Raw genomic sequence first — 21,553 nt, forward strand, 5'->3', positions numbered from 1 at the left:
CACTAGCGAACGTTTTCACCTACGCTCATCGCTACGATTTGGCTTAATTCTTGTAGACTGAAACCACTATACTGACGCATTTCATTGAAAAATTGTTGTGCTGCTAATAATGACTTTTGGCTTTGTAGCCCACCATCAATAATAGCTTCTGCGCGCAGTACCGTTTCTACATCTTTACTCAACAAAAAGGTGTCTTTTCCCAAAACTCTCAGTGCGTAAGGACCTGTATTACCACCCAAACGCGCACCATGTTTTTTCAGATACAACCATAATCCAACAATATTATCTTCAGGCCAGCTAGCAACAAACTCACTAAAGCGGCCATACTGCTGCTGTACTTCAAAAATCATATGACAATTATCAGCGATACTTTTCACTTTTTTGGCATTACGAATGATACGTTCATCTTGACTACGCTGTTCATACATTTCTGGTGACATCATCAGTAACTTGTCGACGGAGAACTGCCAAAAAACCTCTCTAAATCCTTCCCACTTGTTGTCAACGACAGACCAATAAAAGCCACTTTGAAATACTTTACGGGTAAATTCCTCCAGCCACTGGTCATCACTGAGCGCACGTAGGCTTTCTGGACTTAATGGTTTACTTAATTTTGCTACAAGTGCCGCTTCCGAACCTTTGCGCTGAGCAGCTCTTTGATAAATGTTGTCGAATACGTTCATGCTCGCTACTGAATTTACTGGATAGTTATTACAGGGTAACTGATCTGAAATATTGATGTCAGAGGTTTTCTACAAATAGCAACAAGATATGTTGATAATTGACCGTTGGAGATCGCAACGGCCAATTAAAGTTAAGGGAATAGGAAAGTTATACCAATTTGCTTAATTAAGTGGTCTATTTTGAGGCGAGAAAATCTTGTCGATAACCCCGCTAACGCGTCCTGCTATCGCCAAGGTACCTACATCCGTGTAGGCAAGGCAAAAATTTTGCTATTTAGTTGTTCTAAATGAGAAATTTTTAACGCTGTTAGCGTCAGATTTACTCCTTCAAATTGAGTAAGTATTAAGTCAAATTGGTATTAAGCGAGCGTTGGTAATGGTGTAACAGGTGATTGTGTTACCTCTGTTAAACAGCCATTTTCCATCTTGAGTAATCTATCTGCCAAAGCAAAGTATTTATCATCATGAGTGATGACTAGTACTGTTTTTCCTTTGTCTCTCAGCTCTGGCAACAACTCTCGGTAAAATACATCTTTGAAAACAGGGTCTTGATCAGCAGCCCATTCATCAAATAAGTAAAATGGTCGATCCTCTAAATAAGCAACGACTAGTGCAAGGCGCTTGCGCTGACCCTGAGAAAGACGCTGCGTGGTAAAACGGCCAGCCTCGATACTTACCTTATGATGTAGATTCAGCTTACGAATTAGCGCGTTACCTTTTTGCTCCAATTGTTCACATGGCACGTTTAACAGGCGATCAAATAGGTAATAGTCACCAAACACGGTGCTAAATAACTGCCGATAGCCATCTAAATCAGTGCATGTGATCGCTTGATTATCTACTTTGATCTGCCCCTCATCAGCTTCATATAGGCCGCACAGTACTTTAGCAAAAGTAGTCTTGCCACTGCCGTTACCACCAACTAGGTAAATCAACTCACCCTTTTTAAACCCAATATCAATCGGCTGCAATGAAAATATATCGTCACTTTGCTCATGATAGTAGCGATGACATAGCGACTGTAATTGAATGCGTTCAAAACTTGCAAGTGCTGGTACTCGACTCTCATCCTCATTGACCAGCTCATCACTTAGTGTCTTAATGGTGTTAGCAGAGGCTTGCGCAGCAAATGCTCTGGGTATGTTGGCAAGTAAGGTTTCAAGAGGCGTAAGCATATACAAAAACAATAATGCAAAGCCCGACATAATACGCTGACTCTCTTCACCGGTTTGCTGTGAAAGGAAGAAAAGTGCGCCACCAATGAAAGTAAAAATTAAAAAGCCACCCCACGATGATGCCATATGTAATATCGATACCCCTTCGATACGTTCTTTACGCAAGGCATCAATGGCTGGATGGAGGACTTCTTGTTTAAAAAATGCGCGCTTACTGCGATTAAGTTTAAGCTCTTTAATGCCGTCTGTTATGGCATCAAACTGATGGAAAAGGCCATCCTGCATCGCCGCTGCATTAGCAATTTTCTTGAAGGCTATATTGTTTGCAAAGCTATAACTCACCGAGCCAAGTACTAAGGTGAGCAGCGCAAAAAGAAAGATAACCCAATCTAGCCACGCCATGTATACAAAAGCACCCAAGACTATCATGGCATTTGTTAAAATCCCTGGCATACTCATAAAAAACCCTGCAACCTTGAGGCTATGCTCAGTTAAGCAAGATTTGATCTTTGCGTCTCCTTGCGCTTCTATATTGCTGATTTTCGCTTCTATGGTTTTATCTGCAACTAACTTTCGCAATTCAGCCTGACTATGCTCACTGAGCTGCTCAGCGACCAACTTGGAAATAAGTTGTACCACAACACCCGCCAAGGCAAGCGCAGCAAACACCATAAAATACTCAGTTTGGCGTTCACCATTAGCATTAATAATTTCGTTGATCAGTGCCACCAATGAAACACTGATAATGCCAAAAATAATACTGCTAAGCGCTGTCGCAACAAAGCGCTGCCAAGTCTTTTTTATCAGAAAAACTAACACGATTTCTCCCAAGGATGATCAAATCCCTTACAGGACGACTTTGAACTAAAAAAATTCACTTGGATCGCGTCATATATTAAAAACCCGATAGCCTAAATCATGTTACCTATTCTCAAACCTTACTTGTCACCAGCACTTGAACAATACGCACGCGGCGTTTCATTAATCAGCGAAACGCAAACGCCACTATCTCAACAACTTGAGCGCGTGGTGACACTTAGCGAGGCGATTGCGCAATTCAGTGCTGCCAAAGGAGTGAAAGGTAAAAGAGCACAAGCTTCGGTATGGCATATGCACTACACCTTACAGATCATGCCTTCGGTGCTGTTTGTACACAGTGTGTTAAATCGTAAACTGCCTTTTGCAACTGAGCAGGTAAGCATAGACACCAATCATTGGCAGCTACAATTACCACACCAAGGCACCGCTATGGCTTCGCAGCCTACCTTGGAAAAATACGACAGCTTCATCTTTGAGCACTTGGTGCCCTTACATCGTTTCTTAGTACAGCACTTTGGTGTGCCTGAACCTGTTTTATGGAGCAATTGCGCTTTTAGACTAAGGCAGTTTTTCCCCACAATCCTTCATTATACTGGCAGGCGCACAGAGACGCAGGAAGACTTTGAGACCCTCACCCAGTCAAAATTCTTAGGACAACTGCGTAACCCATTTTACGCGCCTCGAATCGAGCTTAGTGATACACATGGCTCTTATCAATTAAGAGCATCCTGTTGCTTTTTACACAAGGTAAGTAATAGCAAGCTTTGCCGTGACTGCCCCAAACAACCACATCATGCCGATGCACGCCAACAACAGCGAGCTCTGTATAAAACAATGATGGCAACTAACGACATATAAATCTAAATCTTTATTGTTTACCTTCGTCTTGATGTCAATTAATTCGTTTTCACTGCTGCTTTGTCAGCGAGGTGTGCTCATGGACTTCAGTCAAGTTATTCAGCTCGAACAATATGCAAAAGCCGCGCAGTTTAACCCAGAGAAAAACTGCCTCTTTACCACAGGAACGCACTGCCTAGTCAGTCAAGGCGTGCGCAAACGCATTACGCTACCGATCAACGATACCGCACAACTGGTTGCCAACATTACCGCTAACATGCGTGACCTGCCTGATGACACCATCGCATTTGCAGCACTGCCGTTTTGCAAAACAGAACAGGCACAAGTCATCATTCCGGAAAAGGTATCGCGCTGGGATAAAGCCGCGTTTAACGCTTGGTTTGATGCTGAATTGGCTCCTGTTCATGGGCAAAAGAACCACCTATCAGCAATTACAGACATTCAATCGCAGGCGCAATTTGAGCAAGCGGTTGTCCAAGCGAAGCAATTATTCGATAGCGAGCAGCTAGACAAAATTGTACTCAGTAAGCAAACACAGCTGGATTTCGATCAGCCAATAAATCACCACTTGGTGCTACGTAATTTATTACAGCAAAGTCAGTCAGGGTATCACTTTTCATTCCCGACGATAGATGGCGCGACATTAATGGGAGTAAGCCCTGAGCTGTTACTCAAAAAGCAAGCTGAAGCGTTAACCACCAACCCATTAGCTGGGTCTATTCCACGAGATCCGTGCCCAAAGGAAGAAGCCCATCGACGCAGCGTATTATTTGCATCGAAAAAGGATAGATATGAGCATGCTGTGGTCATTGAAGACATCCAGCAAGTACTTAGTCCATTTTGCAGTAAACTAAATATCCCTGCCCAGCCTGAATTATTAAGTACAGCCACCATGTGGCATTTATCCACTGTGATCTCTGGTGCCTTACAACACCCTGAAACTCACAGCTTGATGATTGCCAACCAACTGCACCCCACCCCTGCGCTATGCGGTAAGCCGACCTCTGTTGCCTATCCAAAAATAGCGGAACTAGAACAACATAGCAGAGGCTTATTCTCAGGAATAATTGGCTGGTTTGATAAGCAGGGTAACGGTGAATGGGTAGTGGTAATACGTTGTGCGCAGCTATATAAACACACTGCGACACTCTTTGCTGGCGCAGGCATAGTGGCGGCTTCTGATCCCCGCTCGGAGTGGTTAGAAACAGAGGCAAAACTCAATACCATGTTGAATGCACTCGAAATAAAGCAAACATACTACGCAATGAGAAATAAACTCCATGAAGCAAATTGATTTTACCCCTTGGCCCCCTGAGCTAGCAAAGCGCTATCGTGAAAAAGGTTATTGGCAAGACCGCCCGCTAACTTCAGTCATCAGCGATCAGCTCGCACAACATGGCGATAAACCAGCCGTTATTGATGCTCACCGTAGTTTGACGTATCAAGAGCTTGAAGCGTATAGCGATCACTTGGCTGCTTACCTTGCCGCTCAAGGGATCCAGCAAGGAGATACTGCGCTTATTCAACTGGCAAACCAAGTTGAATTTTATATTAGCTTATTTGCTTTGCTAAAGTTAGGCGCAGCCCCCGTATGTGCGCTGTTTAGCCATAAACAGACAGAAATTAACAGTTACTGCGAGCAACTTGAACCAACAGTACTGATTGTCTCTTCAGCGCATGAGCTGTATCGTGATGACGCTTTTATTCAAACATTACAACAACAGTACCCAAGTATTCGCACGACGTTGGTGGATCACCCCAAAGGTAATAGCCTATTAAAACAGGCCTACCTTCAGCCCCGCGCATTTATTGCCCCTGATTTAAACCCTGAACACGTGGCGTTCTTCCAACTTTCGGGCGGCAGTACAGGAACACCTAAACTTATTCCGCGAACCCACAATGACTATTTGTACTCTGTGGTCGCCAGCAAAGATATTTGCGAATTAACAGAGCAACATGTTTATTTATGCGCCCTCCCTGCGCCTCATAACTTTCCACTAAGCTCCCCTGGCGCACTTGGGGTTTTTGCCGCAGGCGGCACTGTTGTGATGGCAAACGATCCCAGCCCAAGCAGTTGCTTCCAGTTAATAGAAAGATACCAAGTTACCCATACGGCTTTAGTTCCTCCAGCCTTACAACTGTGGTTACAGCACGCACCAAAAAGCGCACATAACTTACAAAGCCTCGTGGTAATTCAAGTGGGTGGCGCTAAATTAAGCCTGACCATTGCAGAGCAAGTTAAGCCACTACTTGGCTGCCAGCTACAACAAGTATTTGGCATGGCTGAAGGGTTGGTTAACTATACCCGCTATGATGATGATCTTTGGCATATCCTTCATACACAAGGTCGACCAATCAGTGAAGACGATGAAATCAAAGTCGTCGATGAGCAAGGTAACTTAGTACCAGATGGTGAAGAAGGGCGACTCTTAACAAGAGGGCCTTATACAATTCGCGGTTACTATCGCTCACCTGAACATAATCAAAGTGCCTTTGATGAGCATGGTTTTTATAGCTCCGGAGACTTAGTAAAACGTTTACCATCTGGCCACCTCATCGTCACCGGTCGAGTGAAAGACCAAATCAATCGTGGTGGTGAAAAGATCGCAGCAGAAGAAGTCGAGAACCTTTTACTCGGGCATCCAAATATTCAACAAGCCGCGATTGTAGCTATGCCAGATGCAACGTTAGGTGAAAAAAGTTTTGCTTTTCTTACTGGTATACCAGTTAAAGCACTTGCACTTCGAAAATACCTGCGCGAGCAGGGTATCGCTGACTACAAAGTGCCAGATAAGTTTAAGTTTATAGACAACTTACCGTTAACGCCTGTTGGCAAAGTCGATAAAAAACAGCTTCGTAACGAAACCGAAGTTCAGCAACCTACCCCACAATTTTAGAGAAGTAACATGAGTATACCTAAATTAAATCACTATGCTCTGCCGCGCGCCGCTGAGCTTGCACCAAATCGCGTAGAGTGGCAGCTAGAGCCACACCGTGCAGCGTTATTGATCCATGATGTCCAGCATTATTTTGTTTCTTTTTATGGCCAAGACAACCCATTAGTCACCGCCATGATAGAAAATATTCAACGTATAAAAGCGTATTGTTATGAGCATGATATTCCAGTCTACTACACCGCTCAGCCAATTAAACAAGGTCGTAATGAGCGCGGCTTACTACTTGATATGTGGGGAGCTGGACTACAAGATCCCAGCCAGCAACCTATCGTTGATGCACTTGCCCCCACAGAAAAAGACACGGTACTGACCAAGTGGCGGTATAGCGCATTTCAAAAATGTGATTTTGAAAGCCAACTGCAAGCTCAGCAGCGTGATCAACTATTGATTGTCGGTATTTATGGTCATATCGGTGTAATGACCACAGCAATAGATGCGTTTATGCGAGATATCCAACCCTTTGTTGTCGCAGATGCAATCGCAGATTTCACCAAAGATGAACATATGATGGCACTTCACATCATCAGTCAACGTGCAGGTAAAGTGCTTACCACCGCAGAGCTTATTGGTGAAGCCAGTACAGACTTGACCACTCTAGACGGATTAAAAGCGTTTATTTTGCCATTAATTGATTGTGAACCTGATGAGTTTGATGAACATGAAAGCCTCATTGATTACGGCTTAGACTCTGTACAAGTCATGAATTTAATTTCTTTGTGGCAGCAACAAGGTATTGAGACTAATTTCATCGAGCTTGCACAAGTACCAACGCTTGCCGCTTGGGTGGAGCTGTTAGAAACACGGATGGCTGAATAATGGCGTTGCCATTAACTGACTCTCAGCATGCCATGTGGCTACTGCATACCATCAGTGGCCAAGGTAATTTGTTTAATGTTGCCGAGTGTTTAGAGTTTCACGGTAAAATCGATGCCGCGCTGTTTAAAGCCGCGCTGCATCATGTATTTGAGCAAACAGAGTTATTACGTAGTCACTTTATTCATGATGACAACTTTACCCCCAGCATTATTGTGGGAAATATTCAGCCCTCATTGAACATTGAATATCTTGACCATGATATTGTCTCAGTCGCAGAGTTTATGTCTCAGCAGGTTGCCACAACGCTCGGCAAATCGTTTGATTTGGCTACTGACTGCTTAATGCAATTTAAATTAGTACGTACGCCAAGCCAAGATTATTGTTTTATTGTTGGCCATCACATCGTGCTAGATGGCTATGGCTTTGGGCTATTTCATCAAGCTTTAACTCGCTGTTATAACGCATTAAACGCGGGTAAACCTATGCCTCATTGCCAATTTACCACGCAACAACAGCTACTTGATTTACACACCAGCGACAAATACCAACAACGTCTATCCGAGGCTAAAGCGTCTTTAAACCAGTGGCTGGATCAACACCCACCGGCGCAAAGTTTTAGTCATAGTGAAGCCGCGATCACAGCACCTAATCAACGTTATCACTTCGGGTTAACACGCCCCCAATGGCAAACGTTACAATCTGCCGCAAATTATGTGGATGCCGCCCCAAGTGAAATTTTACTGAGCGTCATTGCAGCCGTGTTAGCCGCCAAGCACAGTACCTTTGAAGTCACCTTAGGGCTTGTGATGATGAATCGCCACTGTGCTATTGAGTTCTCCTGTCCGACGGTACAAAGCAATGTTCTGCCATTACCATTGACTTTGCCGTCGGCGGATGGGCTAAAGCATGTTGCAAAGCACATCAATAAACAAATTAAGCGCCTTAAGTCCTTACAGTGCTACCGCGTAGAGCACTTAAAGCGCGACCGTAAACAACAAGGTAAATCCATTGAGATAAGCGGCCCGACAATTAACATTCTACCGTTTACCAGTCATCCTCGTTATGGCGAGGTAACAACGCGTAGTCACATTCTCAGTGCAGGTACCACTGATGACCTGATGATCCAAATCTACCTAAATGGTGATGAGCCAGCGCAGTTTGATATTGATTACAACCATGCCAGATATTCATCACAGCAAATTAGTGCAATTGCACAGGCCATCGTCTCAACCGCGAGTCGCTGGACACGCACACCGGCTTTATCTTGTAACGCGATTACACAGGAGTTAGAACATGGGGTTTGATAGTCTGCTGCAACAGGAGTATCGCAATAAGGTGGTTTGGATCACAGGTGCAGGCCAAGGGATAGGTCAAAGTATTGCGGAAAAATTCATTCAACTTGGCGCGCGCGTTGTTGGTTTTGATAAACAATTTCCCCGTACTCATAACCTGTTTAAAGCAGTACAGTGCGATCTCGAAGACTTAACAACACTACAAGCTACATTGACTGAGCTTATCCAGCAGGGTCTTGCCCCTCATAATTTACTTAATGTCGCAGGGGTACTTGAGTTAGGTGAATTAGAGTCGCACTCATTAGAGCAATGGCAGCACTGTCAACACGTTAACGCAGGAGCCGTGTTTGTGTTTCTAAAAACCTGTGCAAGTCACTTCAAACAGCAAGGTCTCGGCAGTATTGTAACGGTTAGCTCAAATGCCAGTCATACACCACGTCAAAGTATGGCCGCCTACTGTGCCTCTAAATCTGCTGCAACACAATTGACCCTAACCGCGGGGTTAGAATTAGCCCCTTATGGCATACGTGCCAATGTTATCGCACCGGGGTCAACATTAACCCCGATGCAAACCGGTATGTGGTTAGATGATTCAGGTGCCGACCAAGTTATTCAGGGTTTTGCAAGCCAATACAAGCTTGGGATCCCACTGCAAAAACTGGCGACACCAGAAGAAATTGCCAATTCAGTGTTATTTTTTGCTTCATCACTGAGTTCGCATACTACCTTGCAAGTGCTCACTATAGATGGTGGTGCGACACTTTAGGCTTCGCCTGGGACTTTGCTTTAGGCTTAGCCTCAGACTTATTCACAAGCGTTGCTTCGCGACATAGATTCAGCAACGCTTTTATCCAGATAGCGATAATGGCGCACGTTAATAATGTCCATACAACCAAAAATAGTTTAGAGCCCAATGGCAATACCGGGAACTGGCCAGCAATGCCATACCCCATCAGTGTGTGGTAGGCATAATATCCAATGCACAACAGCAGTGCACCGCTTAACCCCAGAGACACCTTCACACCGCGAAGATCTTCTTTGCGACGCAGTTTCAACTGACGTTTAACATACATATAGGTTCCGCTAAGCACTAAAAATGACAGCGCTAAGCCAAATATACACCACAGTATTTTTACCCAAACCCCTGCAAAATTACCAAAATGTAAGGGATCCGCAGTGTCAGATAATCGCCAATATAACCCTTGGCTAGATGCAGTTTGGCTATAGACTATCTCACCTGTGTATGGGTTGACATAAACCTTGTTAGCGCGGTCTCTGACCAATACATCATTAGCCTGGCCTTCCGCATAAAAGTAACCGCCAGAATAGCGGATGGCTCTAATATCTAAGTCTGGTCGCGCTTCTTTAACTTTAGCTGCGAGTGTCACCACTGATAGTTGAGGCTTATCTTGTGCTGCCAACTCAGGCAATGGATTTACAGCGAACTGCCCAACATCAGTATATGCCGTTTTGCCATCAGCTAAGTCCATCCTAACAAACTCAAATAAATACCACATGCTGGTCACGGCAATGACCACAGCCAACCATAGACTCCATACTCCAGCCAATTTATGGGTACTGGCGACTTTCGCGCGAGTGTCTCCACTGAGTTTTAATGTAAAAAATTTACGCCACCATCCTCGATAAAGGTACAGTGCCGTCAGTGTTGATATGGTGATCGGAATTGCAAACACCAAAACCAAATAGTAAGAAACGATACTATCGAACACACCAAAGAAGTGCATATGAAAGTCTCGGAAAAACCGTTGAATATTCAAAAAGCTCGTTTCTCCTTGAATATTCCCGGTATAGGGATCAACATAAATATGTTGCCATGGGTTGTCGGGTAAGCGCACCACAAAGTCGTGCGCAAAATGTGCCTCGGCACCTGCAAAAGCAATCCCGATTCGCGCGTCCGGATAAGTCTCTTGCACCTTTTCATATGCACTCGCCAAGCTCACTTGAGGACTGCTCTCTGGCGCACGGACCGTATCATCAAATAGCCAATCTAACTCATAAGAAATGGTAGCAAATGCCCCTGTCCAACAGATCACGAATAATAGTAAGCCAAACCAAACGCCGCTTAAACTATGCCAACTGAACCATTGTTTTGCTGTCATTTTTTTCACCTAAAAAGGAAGTCGCAACAGCGCGTACTTCACTCTCCTTGTTTAGAATCGATAGTTAATCGCTAAGCTCGCGCTACGCGGATCACCTGGGAATAGCTGGCTATAGCTGTAACCGCCGGTCCAATGTACTTTGTCAAATAGGTTATCTACTACCAGTGATGCTTTCCAGTCATCCGCTTGATAATAAATACCCGCGTTATACAGCACATAGCTTGGCAGCAATAGTCCTTCTGATGATGTCGGACGCTCACCGACGTAGTTGGCGCCAATACCTACAGACCAATTATCATTAAATTGATACCGCGACCAAATTGTCGCCATATGCTTAGCAGCACCTTCTTTACGTTTCCCAATCTCACTGTCATTCAGATCTTTGGTTACTTTTGCTGAGTTGTAAGCATAGTTAGCAATAATTGAGAACTGTTCGCTCAATTGACCGTTGAGATCAAACTCAAATCCTCTCGCCCGCTCAGCACCACGCTGACGATACATGTAGCGAGCGAAATCAATTTTAGCGGATGCTTCAGCATCATATAGCACAACATTTTCACGAGTAATTTGATAAATTGCTGTTGTTATTTGTAAGTTATCATTGAATAAACGTGCCTTAAAACCGGCTTCGTATAATTCGCTATCTTGTGGTTTAAATGGTCCACCTTGCTCAGGGTTATTTGAATACAGTGGAGGTGGCTCAAACCCTTGCATCCAGCTGGCATAAACGCTCTGCGTATCGGACAGTTTGTATACAGTGCCAAGCCTTGGCAGTAACTGGCTGTCTTTTGAGCTACCACCACCCGTATTATCAAGGTCAAAGCGCTCTTCACGTAAACTGGCTAATAGCGACCATTGTCCAAGCACGATGCGGTCTTGTATATAAATCCCTTCGCTTTGTAGGTTACCCCCAAACACAGGGCGCTGAGTTGCATTATAACTGGCCGTGTCGCGACGCTGGTAAACCGGGTTTAGAATATCGAACTGTATTGCATTATTGGCCACACGCTGACTAGATTCTCTAAACCTGTCAATATAGTCATAACCAATGACAACATTATGTTCGATGTTTCCAGTATAGAAATTACCATTTAGATAACTGGAGAACGAGTCCGACTCTGCTTCAGAGTTACGATCAATGTAACGCAGATTCACCACAGAGTCAGAGCCATCAACATAGTTTCCAATACCATGCTCGATTAAGTCTTGGTCACTATCTTGGTGCATATACTGTACAGCTAGCCACCATGAGTCGCTAAAACGATAATCAACGGCAAGGCTACTAATCAAACTTTCAGTATCTAAATGGTCCCCAGGCTGGGTGGCCGAGACTTCGATTGGCACCGCGCCCAACTGTTGACTGCCACGAATATTGGGCTGGCCTCGTTCTAAAATCCCCTCACTGTCTGAATAGACAAACTCCAAGTTTAGCTTCAGGGTATCACTGGCAAGAAAAGTAACGCTTGGAGAGACCAACAAGCCCTTGTTAAACGCTTGATTTCTGAAAGATTCTGAATCTTCGTAACCAACATTTAAGCGATATAATATTGACTCAGATTGATTCGCAGCACCAGTGGTATCAAGCGCCACATACTTCTCTTGATAACTCCCGATACGAGCACTTAGCTCATGGCGACTGGTTGCGAGCGGTTTTTTGGTTACCGTATTAATGACACCACCGGGGCTGGCATCACCGAAAATTGCAGAGGCTGGGCCTTTTATCACTTCTACCCGTTCGACATGCGCGATGGCTGTTTGTGACCAAAAGTCATTGTACGTGCGCATACCATTGAGGCGACGATCATCTTGGCTGCGAAAACCGCGAATAGTAATATCGTTGTATACCGAAAACTCACTGGCACCGCTAACAAAAGGCGTTACATCATTCAGGCGCATCAATCCCTGTTGCTGAATTAACTCTTTGGTCACTGCACTAATGGATTGCGGTAAATCTAAAATATCAGCAGCAGTCTTAGTTGCGGAATACGTATACGTAGCAAAATGCTTTTCCGAATCTCGTCCAAGCACTTCTATTACCTCTATATCTTCACTTGCCAGTGATTGCTCTGCTGCCCAACTGGATAGCGGAACAATACTGGCTAATATCAGTAATCGCTTACCTACTGATTGCATCGTCATAATCTCCTTTTCTTATTACCTGCAATGGTAACGAAAACAATTATCACTTACAATCTATGCTTATTTTAATTTTATCACTTTTTGTACAGTTTCTATGACACTCCCATGAGAAATAATCTCCATGTGATTGGCATTCACATACTCAATATGCTCAATGCCAAAGCGCTGGTTGAACACGTTAGTCAGCACTTCATCGCGCTCTGTGCTCCACACCGCATAATAGGTAGGCGTATCTAATGTGTGATATTCCACTTCGTGTCGACCTGCGCAGCGCAATAAGTAAGTTTGCTCTAAGGTCTGGATAATTTCTGACACTGGCATGGCAGCAATATTCTTTTCCAGCAGTGCTAAATGCGCTGTCACAAAACGCGAAATATCCTCACCTCTTGACGCACTAGAATCACCGTCCGACCATGGAAACGCTCTTACCGCTTGCGCAAAATCAGTAAAGCGCTCGGGAGCGGCGACGCTTTCAGAAAGTCGCGTTAAAATATAATCACGCCAACTCTCCGATCTTTGATTCGCAGGTTCAAAGGGATCCCAGCTATCAATGAGGAAGACGTTAGCTACCTGATATTTATGTAATGCGAGCGCTTCGACCAACTGTAATGCCAAGGCACCACCTAACGACCAGCCTAACACATGAATATTTTCATAGCCGCTCAAGTCTCCAAGCTGTTGAGCATAACGAGATGCCAGCGTCTTAAAATTATCGCTAGATGATAACTCAGTGTCAGGGGTGATCCCGACACACCTCACCTGTTCAGGCATCGCCATTGCCAAGGGGCGATATGATATGGTAAATCCACGGCCATCGTGAAGACATATTAATAAATCACTGGGTGCGCGTCCCCCTACTGACTCAGGCAAAATATCACTCACAGAAGCTTGTTTTGAGGCCACCATTTGCTCAGCTAAGGCACGTAAGTTATCCGCTTGCCAGATAGCCTGAGCAACGAGAGGTTCAGGTCTGGCAAGTTTATGCCACTGATGCACCATGCGTAGCGCGTGAATCGAGTTGCCTCCAAGGGCAAAGAAATTATCCTCCCGAAACACTTGCTGACGCTGTAAAATCTGTTGCCAGACGCGTGCTAATGCTTGCTCAACATGACCCACAGGTAATGTGCCCTGCGTCTGCTGTAATGAAGGTGCTGGCAGCGCTTTTCTATCCACTTTACCGCTGTGATTAAGCGGTAGAGTATCCAGTATAATAAGTTGCTCTGGCACCATATAACTTGGCACCAGTGCACTCAGCGCTGTTTTTATGTCTTCACTTTGCAACTGCTGGGTGCAAACATAACCAATCAACTGCTTGCTCCCCTCGGCATCGTGAGCAACCACCACAGCTTGGGTTATACCATCAATACATAGCAACTGACTTTCAATCTCACCGATTTCTATACGGTGCCCTCTAATTTTTATCTGGTGATCTGTACGGCCGAGAAAATGCAGCTCATTACGGGCGTTTACCTCAACTAAGTCACCTGTGCGATAGAGTCGCTCACCCGTGTCAGAAAATGGATTGGCGATAAACCGCTGTGCAGTCAATGCAGGTTGTGCAAAGTATCCCCGTGCCAATCCTAAACCACCGATGTACAGCTCTCCACATACGCCCTGCGGACAAGCGTTTAAGTGCTGATCTAACACATATAACTGTGTATTTCGGACAGGATGACCAAGATGAATATGTGCTGTGACAAGGTGACTAGAAGACCACACTGTGGTCTCCGTTGGGCCATACATGTTGTAGAGCGTGACTTGTTTATCTCGTAATGATTGAGCCAACGCTGGAGGCAGCGCCTCTCCGCCACACAGACCAATAACCGCAGCGCTAATCAACTCTTTTGCCAATAAGGCCTGCCACCCCGCAGGGGTCGCTTGAATATGAGTAATACCGATTAAGTCAGTGGCTTGTAGTTCTAGTACCGAGTTAGCAATATAAGTCTGCGCCCCACTGACCAAAGGCAGATAAAGCTCTAAACCAGAAATATCGAACCCCAGTGCAGTCAAGGCTAACCATTTTGAGTCATGTGTGAGTGAAAATTGAGACTGCATGGCGAGAATGAAGTTAACTAAATTACCATGACTTATCGCAACACCTTTAGGCTGACCAGTTGAACCAGAGGTATATAGAATATAAGCCAGCTGCTGCGGCCTGATACGAACAATAAACGGAGGCTGCGGATATTGCCGCTCGTTCACCGCAGCAATTGACCAAACCGGTAAATTCCCGGGGTTATGAACAGTGTCGATATTCGTCACAATCGCCACAGCGGCACTTGAATTGAAAATTAATTGCTGGCGCTGTTGTGGCATGGTCGGGTCGATAGGAACATACACCGCCCCCGCCTGCATACACCCAAGCAGCGCAATAACCATGTCAGCTTGACGAGAAGTGATAATGGCAATCCTATCTTCGCTTTGCACTCCCTGTGCAATTAGAAAGTTGGCAAAGTTAGCGCTTAGCTCAAGCAACTTTTGGTAGCTTAGCTGCGCACCGCTATCATCCGCGATGGCCAACGACTCTTGGCGGCTGCCTTGTTTAGTAATAAGGTCAATAATAGTGACAGCATCATTATCTTGTTGTGGCGCACAAAATACGCTATCGGGCTGATGGATAAGTACGTTATTTATACTTTGCTGTGGCCCATGCAGCACAGCGTGTAATAAAGCGAGATAGCAGTGCTGCAATTGTTGCAATAGTGCTTGGCTATACATCGTGCTGTCGGCTTCAAAATAAAGCTCAATAGCCCCCTCTTGCACACTAACATCTAACGATAATTCAAACTTTGCAGTGTGGTTTTCTACACTCACGGGGATAAGCGCCATCGTTTGGTCGCTACTTGGCTGCGGGTCACTTTGCAAATAGTTGAACAAGACTTGAAAGTACGGATGTCTATCAGCCTGCACCGGCCACTCTAATTGCTCCGCAAGCCATTCAAATGGTACTTGATCTTCATTAATTAAACGCAGCGTATGTCGTTGGTTGCACTCAATCGCATCAAGAAAAGTGACACCATCTTGTACTTCATTTCTGTACAGCTGGGTATTCATAAAACACCCAACCACATCAGCAAGCTCTGGCAGATTACGAGCTGCGGTAGGCGAGCCTATCAAAAAGTGCGCGGTACTACTAAAGCGGCTCAATGTCGCTTGCAATAACGTCATAAATAACGCTGCGGCAGTATTTCCGTGGCGCTGGCAAAAAGCGTTAACTTGCTGAACTTGAACACGGGATAACTGACAACTTAATGTCAGCGCATGAGCAAGATGTTCGGTTTCTGGCTCCACCATAGGTAGCGCAATCGGCTGCGGTGCTGCACCCACATAACCTTGCCAATAATCTAAAATGTTGTTGGCCTCTTCATTAAGCAAGTACTCACTTTGCCACGTCGCATAATCTAGGTAACGACATGATGGTTTCGTCAGTGATTGTCCCTGATATGCTGCTAGCAAGTCTTTTAAGATCAAAGTTTTTGACCATGCGTCGCTCACAATATGATGATTGCGTAATAATAAATATCCGCCTTGAACCGTACGCACCCATGCAGCTTTTAGTAGCGGCACTTGGCTTAAATTAAATGGCTTATCACACCATGCTTTGACCTCTTGCTGTGCAAAAAGCGCATCACCATCAAGCTCAGTGTCTACTTCAATGAGGGTTAATGGCACCTGACACTGCGACGCGACCACCTGAGTTGCCGTGCCGTCAAACTGATAATAAGTGCGGAAAATATCATGACATTCAACGAGTGCATCCAGTGCGCACTGGAGCTGTAACAAATCTAACGCATCAGGCGCACGATATGCACGTAATACATCATAGGCGTTACTGGTTGGATCAATTTGCTGAAGTAGCCACAAACGCTTTTGCTGAAACGAAAGCGTACCTGAGCTGTGATCAGTGGCGACGATAGTTGTCGTGTCGCTTTGTGCTTCGGGCTCACTCCATAATTGTGCCAACAAGTCCAAATCTAGACCATCGACCAGTTCATCCGCTAACTCATTATTTGACATACCCATACCCATTCAAATAAAAGTGGGAGCCTCAGGCTCCCACTTTATACCAATTAGACTTAATACTTGCTCAATTTGAAAGCGTAAATCTGACGCTAACGGCGTTAAAAATTTCTTATTTAGAACAACTAAATAGCAAAATTTTTGCCTAGTAATCGACAAGATTTTCTCGCCTCAAAATAGACCTCTTAATTAAGATAATTGGTATTATCGTCTCAAAATTATCTTGGGTTATCCCTTACCCTGATACCTATGTGGCTTTCAGACCCATTTTTTCGCGCAATGCCGCCTGCTGTTCTGGCGTCAGTGTCGCCAACTTAATTTGCGTCAATGCTAATTTCTCCAATCTAGACGGATCACCACTTAAGTTATTTAGTGCTTGAGCCAAAGATTGAATGCTTGGGTTATCAAACACAACGCCAGGTTCAATATTCAATAAGAGTAATTTCTTTATGCGTGTAGCAAACTTGATAGCAGACAGAGAGTGCCCACCTAAATCGAAGAAACTGGCATCACAACTTACTCTCTCTACTTCTAAAATATCCGCCAACGTGGACGCAAGTAAGGTTTCTAATTGACTGCTAGGCGCAACATAAGTAGATAAAGTCAACTCAGCAATTTTAGGCAAACTTTGACGATCTACCTTACCGTTAGCAAGCAGTGGTAACTCTGTCACACTGACAAAGAAAGCAGGCACCATGGCATCTGGCAATACATCGCGTAACTGCGTCTGTAACGTAAGGTTTTCCTCTCCAGTTAACAGCTCATTTGCTACGGTTTGTTTATCTAAATACTGAGTTAAGAAGGCAACCAAAACAGCTTCATTGCCATACTGTTGTACCGCCACAAAACAATCTACGTTGTCTAAGTGCTGTGTAATAGCCAGTGCCACTTCATTGGGCTCTACTCTAAAGCCACGGATCTGCACTTGGTCATCCTTACGACCAGATAAACTAATAGAGCCATCAGGTAAATAACGAGCTACGTCACCTGTACGGTAAAGGCGCTCAGACCATTGACTGTTATCGACAAAAACACCGCTGGAATCAGCATTAACATATCCTGCTGACAATTGCTTACCCGCAATACATAATTCGCCTTGCTCACCAGTTGCACACAAGCCATCTTGTGGAGTTAAGATAAAGATTTGTGAGCCAGAAAAGACTTGGCTAAGTCTTGGCACTGCGGCATCAAAGCGTGCGTTGTTTTCATATGAATGTGACATCACACCCACAGTGGCTTCTGTCGGCCCATAGTGGTTAAACACCTGTGTTTGCGGCGCTAACTTATGTACCTTTTGAATTAATGCAGGCTTGGCCGCCTCGCCACCTAAGATCAGCTTAGTTGGCAGACTGGCTGGCATGACTTCCAATAATGCTTGTAAATGAGAAGGCACTATCTTGACGCAATCGACCGCGTGCTCAGCCACAAAGCGACCAAATGCGTCGCCATCGAGCATTTGCTGCTCACTGGCAACAATAAGCGTGGCACCATTATAAAAAGCATTGAATAGCGTAGTATTACCAATGTCTGCGGCAACGGTAGAGGTGAGACCAAAGCGCTGGTTTTGCTGTAGCTCAAGTGCGTGTGAAGACGCAGCGCAATATTGTGCAAGTTGTTGATGTGCAATAGGCACACCTTTTGGCACTCCCGTGGAACCAGAAGTAAACAATACATAAGCGATGTCTGCTAACTGATACTCAGGTAGCACACTACTGTCTAACTCTAGCTGTTGCGCCTCTAGTAGCCACTGCTCAACATTATGCTCATCTATATGAAGGATTGCACCAGACGCGTCCATCACACGCTGTTTGCGCGGCTCTGGCCAACTTGGGTCAATTGGGCAATATGCTGCACCGGCACGCATCACCGCCAGTAACATGACCACTTGCTGCCAACTGCGAGGTAGCGATAACAGCACAACACAGCCTTGCTTTACTCCATGGGCTTGTAGAGCTTGCGCTGTCTTATTGACCAAAACAGTAAGTTGGCTGTAGTTAAGTGAGTGTGCAGCATCTACCAATGCAATGTGCTCACTTTTAGCGTCTGCAAAATATTCAAGTTGTGCCAGCACGTGGGTAGCAGTTAGCCCTTGATCTGCATTTAACGCGAGAAAGCGCTGCTGTTCTTGCGCAGTAACAAGGGTAATATCAGCCACGGCAATTGCCAAATATTGCGGGGCTTGTGCCAATAAATGAACAAATTGCTGTAACAAGATACTTGCGGCTTGATGTGAATAAGCTGAGCTATTAAATTGCAGTCGCACTCTGTCATCGGCAATAGTTAAGGATAATTCTGCGTTATCGGCAATCGCGACGGTTGCTTCTGCACTCACTACCTCTGATGCAAAGTGTGCAACTACACTACTATTGGCAAGCGTTTCAGGGCGCTCAAAACATTCCGCCCACTCCATGTGCTGAGACAAGGTAAAGGCAAACTGATTAATCCACTCTGCTAATACCTGCTGTTTAGCTTGTGGTACTTGAACCGGTAATGCCTGCGTATACACACCAAGCGCATCAGCCAACTCTTCGCTCATTTGGCGCGGATCATAACCTACACTGGTCACAAAGCTTTGCCCTGAAACACGCGCTAGTAATAACCACCATAATGATAAGTATATGCTTTGTGCATCTACCTCTAATTGTGCGCTAAGCGCTGTGATCGCTTCTGTCGTAGACTCAGCTAATGCTTCATCAACGCACTGTAGGTTTTGTAACGCCCCTTGCTCTGGCGCTTTGTGATACGGTAATGCAAAGTGATTTTTTGCATTATTAAGCTGGCTAATATACTGCTGCCAATAAGCTTTACCTTGAAGTGAATCTTCGCTGCTAGTCAGCTCTTCAAGCCACGCGAGAAAATCAGGGTATTGGACACTTTCTTCAACAGCTAAATTAAGATCTAACAAGCGCTGTACAATTTTCTCTGTACTAGCCAAATCAACGCATAGCGCATGGGTACGCACCAACAGGTATGCTTCATCCCGGTGGCTAATTTTGACCACTTGTAAATTTTGACCCGCAGCAGGGTTCAAAGACACAGGTTGCAAGCTATCAAGTGTTGCTAAGTTAATGCTGGCATCGGCTTCCAACGTCATGGTGGCAATGACGGGCTTGGTACTTAAGTGAGGTACCTGTCTTAAACCACGAAAACCTGACACCTCGCTAAACGTAAAGCTCAAAATGATATTGTCATCAATGATTTCATTAAGTCTAGCTTGGAGATGTTCTGTGCTGTGTTGCTCTGACATGCGCGCCAGCACGCTATTATATGCCAATGGCTCCAGTGTATTACCTAGACATTGCTGCTGCTCACTCAATGACAGGCCTTGTGGATAAGCAGAGATATATTCTTGGATCATGATATGCACTACCTTTTACTGTGCTTGATTTGCTTGTTTTAGATCTTGTTGCGTATAGATATCACCCATAGCAACTACAATTTTCCTTGGACCCTCAAATGGATCTCTGGCATGTGCAGCGAGCATATTATCCAGCATCACTACGTCACCTTGCTGCCACTCAAAACGCACCGCACATGTTTCATATGCAGCACCAATAATGGCCATCTCTTCATCACTGATAGCAGAGCCGTCACCAAAATACACGTGTCGAGGCAAACGCTGCTCTCCCACTAACTCGATCAAACTCTCTTTGACTTCCGGCTCTAGACAGGCAATATGATGCAGTTGCACTTGATTGAAAAACGACCTTTCCTTTGTCACTGGGTGAACAATAACGCCATGGGTTTTGGTTTTTGTTTGGAGGCCGTCATTCTCTAGCCATTGATATTCAATATTTGCTGCATTCAGCCTCGCTTCCACTTCAGTTTTACTGTCAGTTTTATAGAAATGCTGCCAGCTTACGTCAACACTCTTATGGAAATTACGTAGGTACAGCAAGCCTTTTTCTTCTATTTTTTGCACCAATTCACTGGGCAAAACTGATAACATTCGACGACAATCTACTATGGGTGTCGTACCGCCAACAGGAGAAGGTAATTCACAGAAAAACCACTGTTTACGCGGCCACTGCTCTAGATGTGAACTTTCATTATGATAAAGGATCATTTTGTTTTCAGGATAAGGCGTAGACTTATAAGTCTTTTTACCACCCTCTTTTTTAGGCAGATCGCCATAGTTGCCATATAAGCCTGGCTGAATTGCATTGGCAAACTGCTCAAATTCCTGTGGGGTCTTTAACCCAAAGCCACGGAAAACCAAGCCCGCATACGTAAGTAAGTTGCTTTCTATAAAGTCTCGATTTGTTTCAGCCCACACATACGGGTCTAAATCTTTACTGGTTGGCTGGATAACGGCTGGAAACCCTTGCGCACCTTTGAAGAATGTTGTTGAAGTTGCGGCTTGAGTAGCGCTAGCCGTGGGTTTTACCCCTTTTTTAAGAGATGAAAATTTACCTTTTCGCACAGTGGACGTCATCGTTTTCTCCTGTCATAGACTCATACCAATCCGCGGTAATGCTCTATCGGACCTCCAATAGATCATCGCCCTGCTACCTTGAGTTGGTCTGCTTAGCGATATGACGTGGCAAGTCGTACTTTCTTTACTACAAAGTCGAAGATTTACTTGATTTGAATCAATAAAGAGACGCTCAATGCGTCTCTTTATTGTTGAATAAATGAAGGGAGTTCAGCGCTGGCTTAAGTCGCACTCGGATT

At 44.8% G+C, this 21,553-nt stretch carries 13 protein-coding genes; 6 read left to right on the forward strand and 7 right to left on the reverse strand.

What is annotated here, in order from left to right; translation table 11 throughout:
- Positions 1–2 precede the first annotated feature (2 nt).
- Together HUZ36_RS11600 and HUZ36_RS11605 are read right to left on the reverse strand one after the other, a co-directional pair.
- Positions 3–683, reverse strand: a complete 681-nt coding sequence (locus tag HUZ36_RS11600) for a DNA-3-methyladenine glycosylase I (RefSeq protein ID WP_125251343.1) — start codon at positions 681–683, stop codon at positions 3–5.
- Between the two features lie 359 nt (positions 684–1,042).
- A complete protein-coding gene (locus HUZ36_RS11605; RefSeq protein ID WP_176032919.1) occupies positions 1,043–2,677 on the reverse strand; it encodes a cyclic peptide export ABC transporter in 1,635 nt (544 codons plus the stop codon).
- A 99-nt stretch (positions 2,678–2,776) separates the two neighbouring features.
- On the opposite strand from HUZ36_RS11605, the gene fhuF reads away from it, so the two are divergent.
- The 6 genes from fhuF to dhbA all read left to right on the forward strand — a co-directional run bounded on the left by fhuF (position 2,777) and on the right by dhbA (position 9,366).
- Positions 2,777–3,535 carry a siderophore-iron reductase FhuF gene (gene fhuF / locus HUZ36_RS11610; RefSeq protein ID WP_176032920.1) on the forward strand — a complete coding sequence of 253 codons (759 nt, stop codon included), beginning with the start codon at positions 2,777–2,779 and terminating at the stop codon, positions 3,533–3,535.
- 79 nt (positions 3,536–3,614) lie between these two features.
- Positions 3,615–4,829, forward strand: coding sequence for an isochorismate synthase (locus HUZ36_RS11615; protein WP_176032921.1), 1,215 nt, complete (start codon positions 3,615–3,617; stop codon positions 4,827–4,829).
- Entirely contained in the window at positions 4,816–6,432 is a 1,617-nt protein-coding gene (locus HUZ36_RS11620) for a (2,3-dihydroxybenzoyl)adenylate synthase (protein WP_176032922.1), read from the forward strand. Before HUZ36_RS11615 ends, HUZ36_RS11620 begins: the two co-directional genes overlap by 14 nt.
- Before the next feature lie 9 nt (positions 6,433–6,441).
- The gene (locus HUZ36_RS11625) at positions 6,442–7,308 is read left to right on the forward strand and encodes an isochorismatase family protein (protein ID WP_128729779.1); all 867 of its coding nucleotides are present in this window, start codon (positions 6,442–6,444) and stop codon (positions 7,306–7,308) included.
- Positions 7,308–8,612: a condensation domain-containing protein gene (locus HUZ36_RS11630; RefSeq protein ID WP_176032923.1), complete on the forward strand. Its 1,305-nt coding sequence runs from the start codon at positions 7,308–7,310 to the stop codon at positions 8,610–8,612. Before HUZ36_RS11625 ends, HUZ36_RS11630 begins: the two co-directional genes overlap by 1 nt.
- The gene (dhbA, locus tag HUZ36_RS11635) at positions 8,602–9,366 is read left to right on the forward strand and encodes a 2,3-dihydro-2,3-dihydroxybenzoate dehydrogenase (protein WP_176032924.1); all 765 of its coding nucleotides are present in this window, start codon (positions 8,602–8,604) and stop codon (positions 9,364–9,366) included. The genes HUZ36_RS11630 and dhbA overlap by 11 nt, the downstream gene beginning before the upstream one ends.
- On the opposite strand, the gene HUZ36_RS11640 is transcribed toward dhbA, so the two are convergent.
- The 5 genes from HUZ36_RS11640 to HUZ36_RS11660 all read right to left on the reverse strand — a co-directional run bounded on the left by HUZ36_RS11640 (position 9,341) and on the right by HUZ36_RS11660 (position 21,314).
- A complete protein-coding gene (locus HUZ36_RS11640; protein ID WP_252095108.1) occupies positions 9,341–10,720 on the reverse strand; it encodes a PepSY-associated TM helix domain-containing protein in 1,380 nt (459 codons plus the stop codon). The two genes, dhbA and HUZ36_RS11640, sit on opposite strands and share 26 nt — an antisense overlap.
- Before the next feature lie 51 nt (positions 10,721–10,771).
- Positions 10,772–12,859 (reverse strand): TonB-dependent siderophore receptor, encoded by a 2,088-nt coding sequence (locus HUZ36_RS11645; RefSeq protein WP_241651550.1) that lies wholly within the window; start codon positions 12,857–12,859, stop codon positions 10,772–10,774.
- 60 nt (positions 12,860–12,919) lie between these two features.
- On the reverse strand, positions 12,920–16,876 hold the full coding sequence (locus HUZ36_RS11650) for a non-ribosomal peptide synthetase (protein WP_176032925.1): 3,957 nt from the start codon (positions 16,874–16,876) through the stop codon (positions 12,920–12,922).
- A 250-nt stretch (positions 16,877–17,126) separates the two neighbouring features.
- The gene (locus HUZ36_RS11655) at positions 17,127–20,237 is read right to left on the reverse strand and encodes an amino acid adenylation domain-containing protein (protein WP_176032926.1); all 3,111 of its coding nucleotides are present in this window, start codon (positions 20,235–20,237) and stop codon (positions 17,127–17,129) included.
- A gap of 15 nt (positions 20,238–20,252) precedes the next feature.
- The gene (locus tag HUZ36_RS11660; RefSeq protein WP_176032927.1) at positions 20,253–21,314 is read right to left on the reverse strand and encodes a TauD/TfdA family dioxygenase; all 1,062 of its coding nucleotides are present in this window, start codon (positions 21,312–21,314) and stop codon (positions 20,253–20,255) included.
- Positions 21,315–21,553: the final 239 nt, after the last annotated feature.

The sequence above is a fragment of the Pseudoalteromonas sp. McH1-7 genome (assembly GCF_013366255.1).
In the GTDB taxonomy this organism is placed as follows: Bacteria; Pseudomonadota; Gammaproteobacteria; order Enterobacterales; family Alteromonadaceae; genus Pseudoalteromonas; species Pseudoalteromonas peptidolytica.

Coding starts and splice junctions, on each gene's coding strand:
- fhuF (WP_176032920.1), top strand. CDS start 2,777: ATGTTACCTATTCTCAAACCTTACTTGTCACCAGCACTTGAACAATAC.
- dhbA (WP_176032924.1), top strand. CDS start 8,602: ATGGGGTTTGATAGTCTGCTGCAACAGGAGTATCGCAATAAGGTGGTT.
- HUZ36_RS11640 (WP_252095108.1), bottom strand. CDS start 10,720: ATGACAGCAAAACAATGGTTCAGTTGGCATAGTTTAAGCGGCGTTTGG.
- HUZ36_RS11645 (WP_241651550.1), bottom strand. CDS start 12,859: ATGACGATGCAATCAGTAGGTAAGCGATTACTGATATTAGCCAGTATT.
- HUZ36_RS11630 (WP_176032923.1), top strand. CDS start 7,308: ATGGCGTTGCCATTAACTGACTCTCAGCATGCCATGTGGCTACTGCAT.
- HUZ36_RS11655 (WP_176032926.1), bottom strand. CDS start 20,237: ATGATCCAAGAATATATCTCTGCTTATCCACAAGGCCTGTCATTGAGT.
- HUZ36_RS11660 (WP_176032927.1), bottom strand. CDS start 21,314: ATGACGTCCACTGTGCGAAAAGGTAAATTTTCATCTCTTAAAAAAGGG.
- HUZ36_RS11625 (WP_128729779.1), top strand. CDS start 6,442: ATGAGTATACCTAAATTAAATCACTATGCTCTGCCGCGCGCCGCTGAG.
- HUZ36_RS11600 (WP_125251343.1), bottom strand. CDS start 683: ATGAACGTATTCGACAACATTTATCAAAGAGCTGCTCAGCGCAAAGGT.
- HUZ36_RS11615 (WP_176032921.1), top strand. CDS start 3,615: ATGGACTTCAGTCAAGTTATTCAGCTCGAACAATATGCAAAAGCCGCG.
- HUZ36_RS11650 (WP_176032925.1), bottom strand. CDS start 16,876: ATGTCAAATAATGAGTTAGCGGATGAACTGGTCGATGGTCTAGATTTG.
- HUZ36_RS11620 (WP_176032922.1), top strand. CDS start 4,816: ATGAAGCAAATTGATTTTACCCCTTGGCCCCCTGAGCTAGCAAAGCGC.